This window comes from Terribacillus halophilus (assembly GCF_900101385.1).
GTDB lineage: Bacteria > Bacillota > Bacilli > Bacillales > Amphibacillaceae > Terribacillus > Terribacillus halophilus.
On sequence record NZ_FMZB01000008.1, the window covers coordinates 66,100 to 81,566 of the forward strand.

Here is a 15,467-nt window from a genome sequence, read left to right on the forward strand (position 1 = left end):
GAAACTTGTTCTTATGTTACATTACCAATAGCTAAACTCGCTAAACAAAAGCTTGCAGGTACTGCTCACTAGTTAGTCAGTAATCACAGCTCTTCTCTTCACAAGCTTCCTTATATTCCGGAAACCCCTCTTCAAGACTCATCGAACCAACTGTAAAGTCGTTGTTTAAGCTTATGGAAAAACCGGATTGCCCGTCATTGACAGTTCCATCAACTTTCATGCTGCCCATTGGTGATTGATAGGGTTCTTCCAACTCAACAGATTCAATATTCCTGAAGTTATTTTCGACATAGCTTTTGGCTGCCGCTTCTGCCTTTGCGATTGTTTCTTCATCATAAGAATTATCACCCCGGATTGCCAGACATCCTCCTATTAGGGTAAAACAAATAAAGCAAGTTATTGCAAATACACGTGTTTTTCTCATATATAACACCTCGTAGATAATTGTACTAGTTGAGGAAGTGGGTTGTGAATCTATTATTTCTAAAGACCACTTCAGGTTCAGGGACATTTTATGGCGGCATTTATTCACAAATCTTATCTGCACATCCCTCTTTCTTTTCCGGAGAATATTTTATCTTCGGCCATTGTGGAAAATTCCAAAACCTCAGTTAAGTGGAAGGTGGTAAACAATGAAATGCGTGTTCTTAAACTAAAAAAGTGAGAATCCGCCCGAAAGGCTAGCGGTTTCTCTTTTTTATGTCACTACTCACTCGTAATCGGATACAGCTCATACTTCCACTTATGCGTACATTCCTCCAGCATGTAGTATTGCCGTTCTTCGTTGCGTACAATACGGGAGCATTGCTGTCTTGGAATTGGGGCTTGGTCGTTGGGATTCTGCACTTCAATCCAGTATTGACCTGATAACGTGTCGTATCGTGTAACGAATATGTTTCCATTGATGGATATTTCATCTCCGTCTGTTTTCTGTTCTGCCTTCTCGATAAATTGTTCAATTGTATTACTATCTATTAATTCGAAATCAGATGTGTTTCTATCTATTGAATCGGGCTCGGGTGAAGTTGACGATTTCTCATCTAAGCGGGACGGGTTTAAGTATAGTTCCTTGATTCCGTCATTAGTAGAAAAACGAACGATATCTTCCCCGACCCATTCGCTATTATTCATGCCTAGTATATCTTCCGCCTGTGAACGTCCGGGCTTACCTGCATGCCGTACAAGAATGCGAATGGATTGGTCTCTTAGTTCTCTGCCGATAATGCCGAACTTAGTTTTATAAAAATTATAAGAATAGGTTGTTTCGCCGAGTGTGAAATGTTGATATTCTACGACAAGTGCTTGCTGATTATTAGGAGAAGTTATTTTTTTATAACTTGATTCTCCTATCAAGATGAAGAAAGCATGTACTAACATGATCGCAGTTCCTAGCAATACACCTGCAACGACTAGTAAACCATTGATTCTAGGATGACGAAAACCGATTATTGCTAGTGTAACAATATTGAGTGCAATAGGTATGAGATAACCAGTCGGTTTCAAGAAGAGAAAATAATAACCAATCAGATGCATGATAATTAGTAACAAGTCTATGGAACCAATGATGATGAGAAACTTTTTCGTTTTTGTCATTGCGATTTCTCCAAACATAATTAGTCGATCTTTATGTATATTAACATAAATTTACATGTGTTAGGCTGGGGTCTTAAGATACATAGAGTAGGTGAGAAACCATGAGATGAATACAGCAGAAGAAGAAAAACAACCATCCTCATTGTGACAGATGGTTGTTTGGTCTCACATTATCAATCCGACGCGGGCACTAACGTAGGCTGCCATGTCTCCAGTTTCTCCGGGTAATACACTTCCTGTTTCGGATCAAGCGGCTTGATCAGTTCCGGATGATGGCTATGCCAAGGTATGAGTACGCCGGGTTTTATTCTATCGATGATATAAAGGATATCCTCGTTCTTGGCATGACCGGATACATTAAGAGATTGATAGGTGACGCCGAATCGATCTAGCAGCGCGTGCATCGTGCTGTGAGCAGGGTCAAACGATCCCAGCGGCATGCCGTTCGAATGCAGGTAAATGCTGCCCTTCAAATCTAGATCCAATAAGTTGTGGATAAGATGATAACTGTTTTGCAGCAAGTAGTTGGCAGGGTTCTGATTGATGTCTGCAGCAGTAACACCTTTGTATTGCGTCAGCAGCTGTTCGGCAATCTTGCTATGTTTGCTGCTGTCGTCCAAGTAGATTTCAAACTTTGCATCAGTCAGGAACTGCTTAGCTAAATAAGCAGTCGGTACTTCCAATACCGGAGTTCTGTCGGTCAATGCAGCCATCTGAAGGAATGTATTGATTCTATCGATATTCCGGTGATAGATGTTGAATAGGCCTAACCCGTTTTGTTTGGGCAGTGAATCAATTCCAGCTGTCAGGATATCCGCTTCTTCAGCTGTTTCTGCATCTTTTGTATCTGGTCTGAACGTCGTACCTTCGATAAGCAATACATCGATATCTCTGGATGCCATATTTGTCAGCCAGCCCTCTGTATATTGCGGGTTTGCGCCATGCATGCGCAAGTCGCCGGAGTTCACGATCGTTGCATCAGGTGTTTCGATCAAGAAGGAGGAAGCGCCGATGATATCATGATCGACTTGATACGGCGTAACAGAGATTTCTCCAATTTGTATCTTTTGCTCATACGACATTCCGATTGTCTCCCTATGCACTGATAATCCTTCGCCGACAATCTCCAGTGCGTCATAAAGCCGTTTCGAGCCTTCTGTCATGTGGATCGGAATATGGGGTGATAGTGTATCGATTGCTCCCATATGATCCAAATGCAGATGGGAAATGAATACAGCAGTTTGATAAGATGATTCTTCCACTGGAAGAGGCGTTTTAATGGAGAAGCCATCCCCTGTCAATACTTCTTTACTGTAAATACCATCAATTGCTGGTATTGCTCCTAATTTCAGCATATCCAGTACATAGGACTGCTTGCGTTCTTTTGTATCAATGATAGCGTTAGCGGGATTATAAACAAGTCCGAAATCAAAGATGATCCGGTCGTTTCCATAAGTCACTTCTGCAATATTGCCGCCGATCGTGCGCAGCCCGCCCCAAAATTTGATCGTTGTCTTCATGTCTGTCACCTCTGAAAAAAAAGCAGGGGATAACCCTGCCGTTCATTTATTATTGTAATTCAGCTTTCGCTCGGTCTTGTGCTTCTGTCAAACCTTCTTCGACAGACTTCATGCCTTGCAGGATGTAATCCATTTCTTCAAGTACAATGTTGCGCACTGCATCGCCGCCAGGAACACGGGCGATGAAGAAGCCGGCATCGAACTGTTCTGTACCTGCTTTATAAGCTGGGTTTTCTTCAAGGAATGTTTGATATTCTTCTGTATCCAATGCTGATTGACGAATAGGCAAGTAGCCGGAAAGCATGGACCATTCGGAAGTTACTTCCGGGCTAGTCAAATACTTCATGAATTCCCAAGCTGCTTTTTGTTCAGCTTCTTCGCTTTGGTTGAAAATCACGACGTCATTTCCGGCAAATGTTGTCGCTGCTTGACCGTCCAAAGTAGGAATCGGAGCAGTGGACCATTCAATGCCATCTTCCATAGCGCCATCAACATGCGGAATGCCTGCAGAGGAACCAATGTACATCGCAACATCCCCGCGGCCGAATGGGTTCGACATGTACTCATCTTCACCAGCTGTCCGCGCGATGCCGTCGTCAATCATGTCTTTGATGAAAGTCATTGCTTCCTGGCCTTCTTTGGAAGCAAATTGCGGTTCGCCAGTTTCCTCATCCATGTACGTACCGCCCATTTGTTTCAAGATGCCTTGGAACTCTGCTTCGTAGGAGTTCTCGAAGCCCATTCCGACAACGCCGTCCTTCGTTACCGTTTTTGCGACTTCCTGCAGTTCGTCCCATGTTTTCGGAACTTCCAGCCCATTTTCTTCAAGCAGTGTCTGGTTGTAGTAAAGCACGCGGGTACTCTTGCTGAAAGGCAGGCTGTAGTAAGTGTCATCCCATGTACTGGAATCACGGAATACCTCGATATAGTCATTCAATTCATCCTCAGACAAGCCGATTTCCGGATCTTCGATGAAGTCATTCAAGGAAGTGATGAACTTATTATCGATGTATTCTGGGATGACATTTGTTGTGGCTTGAGCCATGTCAGGCAGATTACCAGCTTTGGCTGCGGCCATGATTTTTTGCTGCAGATCATCATAGCTGCCTTGGTTGACGGGCTTGATGGTAATATCTTCATGCGCACTATTGAAATCATCCGCAAATTTTTTGATTGCTTCTTCATGCGGGCCGCTCATGGCATGCCAGAACTCAATTTCAACTGGTCCATTTGCGTCACTATCTCCATTGGCATTGGCACCGGAACTATTATTGCAGGCAGCTAAAAAGAGAACCAAAAATAAGGACAGGACAGCTATTACTTTTTTCATATTTGACTTCCTCCTTAAAGGGATTTGGTGTTTTTCACTAATGACTGTTACCGTGTTCTGCAGCAGTTTCCCTGTGCATCACCTCCAATAAGCGCTTCATGATCAGCCTTTCAATCCGCTTCGGGCAACACCGGAGATGACATATTTCTGCATGACGAAAAAGAGGAGCAGCATGGGCAGGATGACCATTGTCGAAGCCGCCATAAGCAATTCGTATTTGATGCCGGCCTCGGTTGTGAATGCAGATAGTCCGACAGGCAGCGTCCGGAGTTCTTGTGAATTGGTGACAATCAGCGGCCAGAGAAAAGCATTCCAGCTGCCGATGATCTTCAGTAAGGCAATGGTGATGAGCGCAGGCTTCGCTAAAGGCACCATCACATACCATAGGAACTTGAAATCACTGCATCCATCCACTTTTGCCGCGTAGGACAATTCTTGCGGTACTGAAAAGAAATACTGGCGCAATAGGAAGATGGAGAAGATGCTCGCAATCCATGGGATGACCAATCCCTCATAGGAGTCGATCCAGCCCAGGTTGGAGACGGTGACGAAATTCGGGATCAATAGCATCTCCCCAGGTACCATCATCGTTCCGAGCAACACAGCAAACACGACTCCCTTGCCATGGAAGTTGATCCGGGAAAAAGCATAAGCGGCAAGTATTGTCGTCAATAACTCACCAATCGTAGTCAGTACCGTGACAATGATACTGTTGAAGAAGTAGGTGCCAAATGGCGCTGCTTCACTTGCACTACTATAATTTTCGAACTGCCACTCAGAAGGAATCCAAACGGGCGGCATCGCCATCACTTCATTGGGAGCCTTCAGTGAGGTGCTGATCATCCAGACAAATGGCAGCAGCATGAGGATGGCGCCTAATGATAAAAGTACATAGATTGTTCCTTTGGATAAAGCTTCCTTACGCATCCCGATTCCTCCTTAGTTGTAATGGACAAATTTCTTGCCGACTATCAATTGGATGATAGTGAACAGGAAGATGATAATGAAGAGAACAAAGGCGGCGGCAGACGCCAAACCGAATTCCCATTCCTCATAGAATTTCTGATACACATAATAGACAACGGTCAGGGCGCTATTAGCTGGTCCGGGTCTGCCATTGAATAGGGCGAATATTTCATCAAAGACCTTGAAGGCATTGATGATGGAGATGATCGAGACAAAGAACATCGTCGGTGACAGCAATGGCAAGGTAATATGCTTGAACCGATACCAGGCTGATGCCCCGTCCACTTTCGCTGCTAAGTAGTATTGATTTCCAATATTCTGCAGTCCGGCCAAAAAGATGATGATATTGAATCCAAGGCCCTTCCAGATGCTTAAAATGATCAACGCAGGCATTGCGTAAGTCGGATTCGTCAGCCAATTGATCGGGTCGATGCCGAACAAGCCCAGCGCATAGTTCAAAAGCCCATAATCCGAATGGAAAATCCAGCTCCAGACAATCGCTACAGCTACAACGGAAGTGACGAATGGCAGGAAGTAGATGGTACGGAAAAATCCGCTGAGCTTGATTTTGCTATTCAGTAATACAGCAATTGCCAAGGAAATGATGATCGACAGCGGCACGACACCAATGACGAAAATACCTGTATTTTTCAGGGCAGTGATGAAGTTGGGATCTTGGAATAATTTTGTGAAGTTCTCGAACCCATAAGCATTGACTGTGTCATTGAAGAAGTCGTAATCCGTATAAAAGCTCATCAGGAATGATTTGATGATCGGGTAAATGCTGAACACAATCAAGATAAGCAGAGCAGGCAGCAGATAAAGATAGCCTTTAAGCGTGCTCTTCCACGTGGGCTTTTGCATGCCGCATCCCGCCTCTCTTTTGGAGTGGAAGTCGCTTCCCATGTTCCCGGTGGAAGTAATGGATGCTTTCAGGATGTACTCCCAAGCCGTGGATGTCGCCAATTTGAAGCTGCTGATTGGGATCGACTAGGGCTCGTACTGTAATGCCACCGACCTGCATGCGAATTAACGTATCGCGGCCGATTGTTTCAATGTGTATGATTTTCCCGTGGAAAATCGGATTATCTTCAGAGATGTATAAATCCTCCGCTCGAATGCCCAAACGGACTGTTTGCAGCTCTGTTGGTGGCAACGCAGGTAAATTAATCGTTTGATCCATATCTTCCAGTCGATAAGAATCTGCAACTTTTGATTTGGTTATGGTCATGAGATTGATAGGGGGGTTACCGAGAAATGATGCAACAAACTCATTTTCCGGCTTTTTGTACATATTCTGTGGAGCGGATTCTTGCTGGATGATGCCGTCCTTCATCAGCATGACTCGATCGGAAATGCTCAGTGCTTCCTCCTGATCATGTGTTACGAAGATGGCAGTAATGCCGATTTCCTGCTGAATCCGGCGAATCTCTTCCCGCATTTCCAGTCGCAGCCGCGCATCAAGATTGGAGAGGGGTTCATCAAGTAATAGAACATTCGGTTTTTTGACCAGCGCCCTGGCAATGGCAACACGCTGCTGCTGGCCGCCGGACAATTGACCAGGTTTCCGGTCAAGCAGATGGCCGATTTGGACGAGATCAGCCATTTCTTTCGCCCGTATTTCGGCTTCTTTTTTAGGTACTTTCTGCATCTTCAGTGGAAACATAATATTTTTAAGGACGGATAAATGCGGATACAAGGCATAATTCTGGAATACCATGCCGATCCCGCGCTTTTGTGCATCTAGCTTCGTCACATCTTTATCGCCGAAATAGATAGTGCCAGAAGTGGGCTTGTACAAACCTGAGAGCAGCATCAGGGTCGTACTCTTCCCGCAGCCGCTTGGTCCCAGTAAAGATACAAGTTCCCCATCCTGGATGGTTGTCGTCATTTCACGAACGGCTGTCGTTTTATCAAAAACCATTGAAAGCTGATCAATACGGATATCCATGTTTTTATCCTCCAAGGTTGTCTATTTGAAAATGTCAGTACGTGCTAATTTCAAGTAAATACTATCAGACTAGTATCAAATTACTATTAAGGTATTGTAAAAATAAACTTAACAGCGGAAAGCTGGCAGAATCGTGTGTTATTCTGTAATCTTGGGTGATTTTCGGCCATCGGAAATGCACAGTAAACAATGCATATTTAACACCTTCCATAAAATTAACGGCAGTTTTTTTGTGTAGACTAGTTGTCTGTATGGTAACTACACTGTTTATGCCATTGCCGTAAGGGGAGGAGAGGGCATGCATGTCCTATTGACTGAAAGAGATGGGAAATGTTGATTCGGATGAAACGGAGAGTATAACCAGCTGTTAACGGAATTAAAAACCATGGAAAGGGTCGGCCGCTCTATGCTCAACCCAGCCTTACCCGAATCGCAAACCATGATATTCTTAAGTGCCATCCTCGCCTCAAAAAGTTAGACTATTGTAAGGAACCGTCAGCCGCTACTGCTGGCGGTTTTTTGGTTCATGGCATCTGATTATATCTAACAGGGTATAGATACAGTAGTGGGTTTGTCCATTAAGGATCGATTAAGCGTCAACCCTGATGAATTCCCTGGAATTGGTATGTTGGAAAGTATCGTATACAGCAGTCTTTGGTTGTATAATCATGATGCATATAGCAAAAGGAGCTATCACTAAGCAGCCCAGCAACCATGCGTATAGACCTTAAATAACGAGGTGCAGTGATATGAACCAAAATATTATGAATCAACATATAGGAAAAGAAGACTTACTTCATGCACTTGATCGAGAGGAATTTCGTCTAGTTTATCAGCCGAAGCTCAGCTTGAAGACGGGCAGATTGATTGGGGCAGAGGCGTTGATCCGCTGGGAGCACCCTGAGCATGGGATGATTTCGCCGTTATCATTCATCCCCGCGGCTGAAGAAACAGGAATGATTTTGCCAATCGGGGAATGGGTGCTCCAGTCAGCTTGTGAACAGAACAAGGCGTGGCAGGAAATGGGGCTGGCACCTATGATCATGGCGGTCAATCTTTCTGCCTGCCAGCTGTATCAAGAAGATCTGGCAGAGAAGGTGCAATCCATTCTGGACACATCGAGACTTGCCCCTGAGTTTTTGGAGCTGGAAATCACCGAATCAATGACGATGAATGTCGATCATGTACTGCCTGTTTTGCAGAAGCTGAAACGGATTGGTGTCCGGATCAGCATGGACGACTTTGGGACCGGATATAGTTCCCTTTATCATTTAAAGGAATTTCCGATAGACATCGTCAAAATAGATCGATCATTTGTACAAAATTGTACGATTGATTCGAAGGATGCCACTATCGTCAAAACGATCATCGCGATGGCGCATCAATTGAAGCTTGAAGTCAATGCCGAGGGCGTGGAATTCAAGGATCACCTTGTTTTTCTCCAGCAAAATCTATGTGATGAAGCACAAGGATATTTCTTCAGTAAGCCTATTCCGCCGGATGAATTAGTGGCGAGTCGAGTATTCCGCATTTAGAAGAGATCATTCCGAATGAAGGCATTTCATCGGAGTCATGCAGGCAGTCATGGCTGCAATGGGATGTGGAAAAATCATATCAGGACTTGAAAGAAACTGTACGGAAACAGCAAGGGATGATTTTCAAATATAAGAAAGAAGCCGGAAAATTCATCCATGGCTTCAGTGATGGTGAACTGATTTATCGAATGCAGCTTACTCCGGAACAAATTATCGGTAAGGAATTGAAAGATTTTCTTCCGGAAGCAGAAGCAGATAGAAAAAGGAAGTACTACGAGCGCGCGTGGAATGGGGAAGGAAATGTCATATACCAATCGATTGTAAATGGATTAAGATATGTTACCTCCCTTCGTCCTATCATTAGGGGCGGAAAGGTCGTCGAAGTAATTGGATGTTCTGTTGATATCACAGCTAAAGAAGAATCGGCACTCCATTTGGATGATCCAGGAAAGGTAAATACAGAAGAAGCATTGCGGCAGAGCGAGGCGCGATACAGGCTGATTGCAGAGAACATGACTGATTTGGTCTGCATCATTGACTGGGAGGGCTATTTTAAATATGCTTCGCCATCGCATGTAACCGTGCTCGGGTTTCCATCAGTGGCGTATGAGGGGAAGCATGCAGGAGGTTTCATGCATGGTGATGACCGGAAAAAGGTACGGAAACAGCTGGATGCAATGGTTGCTGCCAAGGAAGGCTGTGAGCTGAAATTCCGCTTCAAAAATATCAGGGGTGAATGGATCTGGCTGGAAGGAAAAGCAAGTCCTATCTTCGATGAAAACGATTTGTTTGAGCATTTTCTTATTGTCTCCAGGGATATCACCGAAAGGTTGGTTTATGAAGAGAAACTGACGTATATGGCTTATCACGATACATTGACGGGGCTGCCAAACCGGAGGCTGTTCAAGGAAAAGCTTGAGCAAGCACTGGAAGAAGCGAAGCAGACGAAGGAGAAAGCAGCTGTCATGTATCTGGACCTCGATAATTTCAAGTATATCAATGATACACTCGGGCATGATGTAGGCGACGAATTGTTGAAGCAATTCGCTCGCAGAGTCAAGGGATGCCTGCGGGATCGTGATGTAATTTCGAGGCAAGGCGGAGATGAATTCACAATTCTGTTGTCAGAAATCGAGGAAGAGCAGGATGCTATTCAAATTGCAGAGAATATCCGGGCCTCGTTTCAGAAAGTTTGGAATATAGGCAGGAATTTGTTTAACACGACATCCAGTATCGGAATAGCCTTTTACCCTGCAAATGGGGCGAAGGGATATGAGCTGATGCGGAGTGCAGATACCGCTTTGTACCAGGCGAAAAAGGACGGCAAGAATATGTATCGGGTGTTTTTGGGGTAAGAACTTATTTTAATGTATAAAAAGTTAGCGACCTTCTTTCACTAATTATGTTAAATTAAATTATATTAGTTGAGATGGTGGATATAAAAATGAAAAAGAAGATAATGATTTCTTTTGTTCTGTTACTTCTAATTGCTTCTGGAATATGGGGGTTCTTCGCATATAAGAAAAATAGTGTTGCAAATGCTGTGCATGAGTATTTAATTGACAGCGGAAAACAGGAAAGCGACATCGTTAGCCTTGAGCCATTTATCGCAAATTTAAGCGGCAATGAAAATTATATGGTAGCTGTTAAGCTTAAAGACGATGCGAGAACTTACTATTATTATAAAAGTGATGATGGAAAGGTAATGCTGGAATCAACTAGAATAGGCAGTACAGTATATTAGCTGGACTAAGATAAATGCTAGAAAACAAATTATGAATCCCATGAAGTAGGATTGCTCTTTATACATTATTAGAATCATAAGGGTGCCACGCGCTTCGAGTGTACTTAATATCATTGAGAACTTCCTGTGTACAGTTATTGTATCCGGGGAGTTTTTTTATGGCATAACAAAGGAAATACAGGAGAATGTGTCGAATAGTAGGGGATAATGACAGTGAGGATGCCTTTTTTCATTAGCCATACATAATGAGTGCCTAGCAGTTTAGGAGGTTAGTTATGCAAAAAGAACACATACTTGAGAATCATCCAACCCTGGAAACGGAGCGGCTTCTTCTTCGTAAAGTGACACCATCGGATGCAGAGGCGATATATGCCTATGGATCTGATCCAGATGTATCGCAATTCGTTTTCTGGTCCGCGTATCAATCGATGGTGGATACCCAGCAATTCCTGGATAACGTGTTGAGTTTATATGAAAGTAATCAAGCCATTTTTTGGGGGATAGAGCTTAAAGAAGAGAAGCGTCTGATTGGCACGATCAATTACGTGTCCTGGCAGCAGAAGCACTACATCGGTGAAATCGGTTATGTACTTGCGCAGCCGTATTGGCATAAGGGCTATATGTCGGAGGCGGCCAAGGAAGTGATCCGCTTTGGTTTCGATCGGATGGAGCTTGAACGGATTGAGGCGAAATGCTTGGCTGATAATGAAGGTTCAGAGCGTGTCATGCAGAAAGCGGGAATGCAGTATGAAGGAACTTTGCGGAAGAGAATGTACTTAAAAGGAAAGCAGCATGACGTGAAACAGTACTCAATCATCAGAGAAGAGTTTAATAACAACAAATAACGTTTCACTACTTATAAATGGAAAAGAAAAGACAGGTTCCTTGGCCTGTCTTTTCCAATGATATAACCGAGTTCAATCTTCCATGCGATAACTTACAAACGACAGCGCAGAGGCAATAAGGGCACAAATTCCACCAACAATAGCGAGATTCGGCAGATTCCCATAGGCGACAACCAAACCTCCTAAAGCCGAACCGAGTGTAATCCCAATATTGACTGACACAGGCGTAAGGGAGGAAGCGAAATCCCTGGCTGCTGTCGAGTAGGCTGCTGCCTGGTCCATCAAGTAGATTTGGATGGTAGCATTCATGACGTAAATCATGACGGCCATGAGCATGATGCTGATTAGTCCAGCTATGGTAATATCCATTGTCACGTAAAGGGAACCAATGATGATCGCTTGGATGATGAATGCGTAACGCAAATCACCGATTCCATTCCGGCCGGCGATTTTACCCGCCAGGAAGTTGCTGCCGATGGAGAAGGCGCCATATGCGAGCAGTACGATCCCAACAGAACTGGAGGCAATGCCTAATTCTTCTTCGATGATCGGCGTGATATACGTGTAAATCGTATACGTTCCTGCAATACTGAATGTCGGGATAAAGAAGCCGACAAGGATTTTTGGATTTTTAAATAGGACAAGCTGTTTCAGCATGGAACTTTTCTCACCGGCAGCTGTTTTCGGTAAAATAAACAGACTGATGATGAAGGCAATCAACCCAAGCAGTGCTGTTGCCCAGAATGTCAGGTGCCAGGAACCTAATTGACCGATAAAGGTGCCAAGGGGCACGCCGAGGACATTGGCAATCGTGAAACCGGCAAAAATGAGTGCAATGACAGAAGAACGTTTTGCTGCCGGCATGGTATCACTTGCTATTGTCATCGCTAAAGCGGTGAGGACACCACTTGCTGCTGCAGTCACGATACGTGCTGTGAGCAGGATGCCAAAAGATGATGTCAATGCGCTGACGATATTACCTAGAATGAAAACAATAATCAGAGTCAGCATAAGTGGGTATTTCCCAAACCTGCTTACCCATCCAGTCAATAGAGGGGTACCGATTGCGTAGGCAATGGCAAAGCCGGAAACGAGTGTGCCAGCTGTCGCAACGGTTACGTTCAAATCAGCAGCCACTTCCGTCAATAAGCCGACAATGACGAATTCGCTTGTTCCCATGACGAACGTTAGTAATGTTAAGGTGAATGCTAAGAATGTTTGTCTTTTTGTTAAAGTCATCGTGTCACTCCATTTTATTGGTATATCTGTATATCGGGATAAATCGATATTAAATGTTGAAAGAAAAGAAATCCCTGAAAGGATCTCCCGCAATTCAATTACAACTCTTTATCTAAATATGCTGCGAGCTTCTGCAGCGTCTCTTCATTTCTGCGGTAATACGTCCATTGATTATGACGGATAGATTCCAGCAATCCAGCGCGCTGCATCATGGCCAAATATTGAGATACCGTGGATTGAGAAGCTTGGACTTTTTCCTGAATATCTCCGACACAGACACCGCCTTTATAATGAACCTCCTTCGGCAGATGTGCCTGCTGCTTGGGGAAATGCTTCTCTGGTTCTTTCAGCCAATGCAGGATTTGCAGTCGTTTCTCATTCGACAAAGCTTTGAATAGTTCGATTGTATTCATGAGTCCATTGTATATCGAGGTTTCTCGATAAAGCAATCATAAAAACTTAAATTTACTAAAATCCTTTATTTAGAATAGCTGATTAATAAGTTAAACGGCTTGATAAGAGGAGGTAATCTATGAATAAATATCTTGCGAATATGATTGCTATTACCGCCATCGTTGCTTTATTGCTAATAGTAGTTAAGAATTGGATAGACGTTAACCTATATGGATACGCAAGTATCATCGCGGCGGGAATCTATGGCATTTGTATAAACCTTCATGCTCTGATAAAAGGGTGGAAACAAAATAAATCTAGTTAGTAAATAGTGGGATCCGTTCGAATCTTGCAGATATGCCAGTATCTTGCTATAATGCTCTAAGAAAATGGAATACGTTCGTTTTACACTGTATAACCTCAATAATTTGGTTTGAGGGTCTCTACCAGGAGCCATAACTCCCTGATTACAGATATTCATCTGTAATCAGGGGGTTTTTTATGTTGCCATTTTCGAATATAGGATATAGAAAGGAAATGGAAATTGAATTTCAGAGTCTTTATATTAGCTATTTCTGTTATATCGGTAGGGTTAGTAGAATTGATCGTTGGGGGTATATTGCCGACAATCGCAGATGATTTACAAGTTTCAATCGGCCAGGCTGGCCAGCTCATTACTGTGTTTGCCTTGGTTTACGCGCTGTCCGGTCCGGTTTTATATACACTGACGGCGAATATCGAGCGAAAGAAGCTCTTGCTGTTGACGCTAGGCGTGTTCGTTTTGGGGAATGTCGTTACTTATGTGAGTCCATCATTTCTTTTTGTCATGATTGCTCGTGTCATTACAGCCATGAGTACCGCATTGATCATTGTTCTTTCTTTGACTATCGCGGCAAAGATTGTCCAGCCACAGCACCGGGCAAAAGCAATCGGTCTTATTTATATGGGGATCAGTTCCTCGCTTGTGCTCGGGGTGCCAATCGGTATTATCATCAGTGATGCTTTCGGCTGGAGAATGCTGTTTCTGTTCATTGGCTTGATGGCTTTGTTGTCCATGATTTTGATTGCTATCACGCTCGATCGCATCGAAGTCGAACAGGTCCAGTCCTTGAAATCCCAGCTGAAAGCACTGCGGAACAAAAAGATGCTGACAGCCCATTTGACGATGCTGTTCCTGCTTGCAGGTCACTATACGATTTACGCGTATTTCACGCCTTTCCTGGAATCTGAATTGAATCTGAATACACAATGGATCAGTATTTGCTACTTCATTTTTGGTATTGCAGCAGTTGCTGGCGGGGCCTTCGGGGGAAGCCTGGCGGATAAATTCGGTTCTAAAGTGAGTATCATCCTTGTAGTCGTATCGTTTGCCATCATTTTATTCCTGCTGCCGTTCTCGACGGCTTCCTTCCCATTGTTCCTAGTGGTAATGGTAATCTGGGCTGCTTTAAGCTGGAGTCTGGCACCGCCGTTGCAGAATTATATCGTCGAAACAGATGCGGAGACAGCTGGCATTCATCAAAGCTTCAACAACTCAGCACTGCAGATTGGTATTTCATTAGGATCATTAGTAGGCGGTGTGGTGAATGGAGCGACGTCTTCGATGCAAACGACAGCGCATGTCGGCAGTCTCTTGGTCATTATATCTTTCATTTTCGCAGTATTATCTTTGCGGAGTTCAGTTCGGAGGGTAGTTCAGAATCACTAATAGTTAAAGCGGACAAGTCAGATTGTCCGCTTTTTTGTTTTCCTCTTGATAATATTGTCATGATGGCCGCTCGTGATGGATAAAGGTTTTTGCTTAAGGCGTGTCGTATTTCTCATTTAAACTACTTCTTACAAGGAAAGGTTGGATCGGATGCAGAAGTTCGGCTTGTTTGGCAGATTCCTAGTAGATAACGAAGATAGAGAAGAATTGAGTGAGATTCTTTTGGAGGCAGCAAAGGCTATGGAGGATGTAGATGGATGCGAAGTATATCAGGTCAGTGTGTCCAATGAAGAACCGCGAGCAGTATACGTATATGAGGTATGGAAAGATGAAGCAGCTCACCAAGCCTCACTTGCCCTGGAAGTGACACAAACATTAATCCATCGGGCAAAGCCTCTTATAACTGGAATGGAACGAATGAATACCTTGCAAACATTAGGCGGATTGGGTATTGATACTAATTGAAAGGCGGACCATTCAATTGTCCGTCTTTATCTTTTTCTGCAGCTTTTTTATACAACCCCATTCATCATTTCTATATCCATTCTATATTTCCAATTATGATACCATGGAGTGAGGGACAGGAATAGAGTTGTTTCCGAGAATATGAATGGTTCAGGATTTGTAGGGTTAAGTTGTACTC

General features: G+C 43.7%; 16 protein-coding genes and 1 riboswitch. Of the genes, 7 read left to right on the forward strand and 9 right to left on the reverse strand.

Annotation, left to right across the window (positions count from 1 at the left end; translation table 11 throughout):
* Positions 1–76: 76 nt before the first annotated feature.
* The 7 genes from BLQ53_RS13940 to BLQ53_RS13970 form a co-directional block, all read right to left on the reverse strand.
* On the reverse strand, positions 77–424 hold the full coding sequence (locus BLQ53_RS13940) for a hypothetical protein (protein ID WP_093727911.1): 348 nt from the start codon (positions 422–424) through the stop codon (positions 77–79).
* Between the two features lie 281 nt (positions 425–705).
* Entirely contained in the window at positions 706–1,593 is an 888-nt protein-coding gene (locus BLQ53_RS13945) for a hypothetical protein (RefSeq protein WP_093727912.1), read from the reverse strand.
* Between the two features lie 173 nt (positions 1,594–1,766).
* Entirely contained in the window at positions 1,767–3,113 is a 1,347-nt protein-coding gene (locus BLQ53_RS13950; RefSeq protein ID WP_093727913.1) for an MBL fold metallo-hydrolase, read from the reverse strand.
* 49 nt (positions 3,114–3,162) lie between these two features.
* Positions 3,163–4,443 (reverse strand): ABC transporter substrate-binding protein, encoded by a 1,281-nt coding sequence (locus BLQ53_RS13955; protein WP_093727914.1) that lies wholly within the window; start codon positions 4,441–4,443, stop codon positions 3,163–3,165.
* Between the two features lie 102 nt (positions 4,444–4,545).
* Positions 4,546–5,370, reverse strand: a complete 825-nt coding sequence (locus BLQ53_RS13960; protein ID WP_093727915.1) for a carbohydrate ABC transporter permease — start codon at positions 5,368–5,370, stop codon at positions 4,546–4,548.
* 12 nt (positions 5,371–5,382) lie between these two features.
* On the reverse strand, positions 5,383–6,273 hold the full coding sequence (locus BLQ53_RS13965; protein ID WP_093727916.1) for a carbohydrate ABC transporter permease: 891 nt from the start codon (positions 6,271–6,273) through the stop codon (positions 5,383–5,385).
* Positions 6,242–7,360, reverse strand: coding sequence for an ABC transporter ATP-binding protein (locus BLQ53_RS13970; RefSeq protein ID WP_093727917.1), 1,119 nt, complete (start codon positions 7,358–7,360; stop codon positions 6,242–6,244). The genes BLQ53_RS13965 and BLQ53_RS13970 overlap by 32 nt, the downstream gene beginning before the upstream one ends.
* Before the next feature lie 749 nt (positions 7,361–8,109).
* On the opposite strand from BLQ53_RS13970, the gene BLQ53_RS13975 reads away from it, so the two are divergent.
* The 4 genes from BLQ53_RS13975 to BLQ53_RS13990 all read left to right on the forward strand — a co-directional run bounded on the left by BLQ53_RS13975 (position 8,110) and on the right by BLQ53_RS13990 (position 11,484).
* Positions 8,110–8,895: a putative bifunctional diguanylate cyclase/phosphodiesterase gene (locus BLQ53_RS13975; RefSeq protein ID WP_093727918.1), complete on the forward strand. Its 786-nt coding sequence runs from the start codon at positions 8,110–8,112 to the stop codon at positions 8,893–8,895.
* Positions 8,896–8,960: 65 nt separating this feature from the next.
* Complete coding sequence (locus tag BLQ53_RS13980; RefSeq protein WP_093727919.1) at positions 8,961–10,250, forward strand: diguanylate cyclase domain-containing protein; 1,290 nt, start codon at positions 8,961–8,963, stop codon at positions 10,248–10,250.
* Positions 10,251–10,339: 89 nt separating this feature from the next.
* Positions 10,340–10,639 (forward strand): DUF3139 domain-containing protein, encoded by a 300-nt coding sequence (locus BLQ53_RS13985; RefSeq protein WP_093727920.1) that lies wholly within the window; start codon positions 10,340–10,342, stop codon positions 10,637–10,639.
* Positions 10,640–10,914: 275 nt separating this feature from the next.
* Entirely contained in the window at positions 10,915–11,484 is a 570-nt protein-coding gene (locus BLQ53_RS13990) for a GNAT family N-acetyltransferase (protein WP_093727921.1), read from the forward strand.
* A 72-nt stretch (positions 11,485–11,556) separates the two neighbouring features.
* On the opposite strand, the gene BLQ53_RS13995 is transcribed toward BLQ53_RS13990, so the two are convergent.
* Both BLQ53_RS13995 and BLQ53_RS14000 read right to left on the reverse strand, forming a co-directional pair.
* Positions 11,557–12,723: an MFS transporter gene (locus BLQ53_RS13995; protein ID WP_093727922.1), complete on the reverse strand. Its 1,167-nt coding sequence runs from the start codon at positions 12,721–12,723 to the stop codon at positions 11,557–11,559.
* A 98-nt stretch (positions 12,724–12,821) separates the two neighbouring features.
* Positions 12,822–13,136, reverse strand: coding sequence for an ArsR/SmtB family transcription factor (locus BLQ53_RS14000; RefSeq protein WP_093728003.1), 315 nt, complete (start codon positions 13,134–13,136; stop codon positions 12,822–12,824).
* Between the two features lie 119 nt (positions 13,137–13,255).
* Here BLQ53_RS14000 and BLQ53_RS14005 point away from each other — a divergent pair, with 119 nt between their 5' ends.
* The 3 genes from BLQ53_RS14005 to BLQ53_RS14015 all read left to right on the forward strand — a co-directional run bounded on the left by BLQ53_RS14005 (position 13,256) and on the right by BLQ53_RS14015 (position 15,289).
* Positions 13,256–13,441, forward strand: a complete 186-nt coding sequence (locus tag BLQ53_RS14005; protein WP_093727923.1) for a hypothetical protein — start codon at positions 13,256–13,258, stop codon at positions 13,439–13,441.
* 65 nt (positions 13,442–13,506) lie between these two features.
* Positions 13,507–13,606, forward strand: a riboswitch (purine riboswitch).
* Between the two features lie 54 nt (positions 13,607–13,660).
* Positions 13,661–14,824: an MFS transporter gene (locus tag BLQ53_RS14010; RefSeq protein ID WP_093727924.1), complete on the forward strand. Its 1,164-nt coding sequence runs from the start codon at positions 13,661–13,663 to the stop codon at positions 14,822–14,824.
* A 150-nt stretch (positions 14,825–14,974) separates the two neighbouring features.
* Positions 14,975–15,289 carry a putative quinol monooxygenase gene (locus tag BLQ53_RS14015; protein WP_093727925.1) on the forward strand — a complete coding sequence of 105 codons (315 nt, stop codon included), beginning with the start codon at positions 14,975–14,977 and terminating at the stop codon, positions 15,287–15,289.
* Positions 15,290–15,467 lie beyond the last annotated feature (178 nt).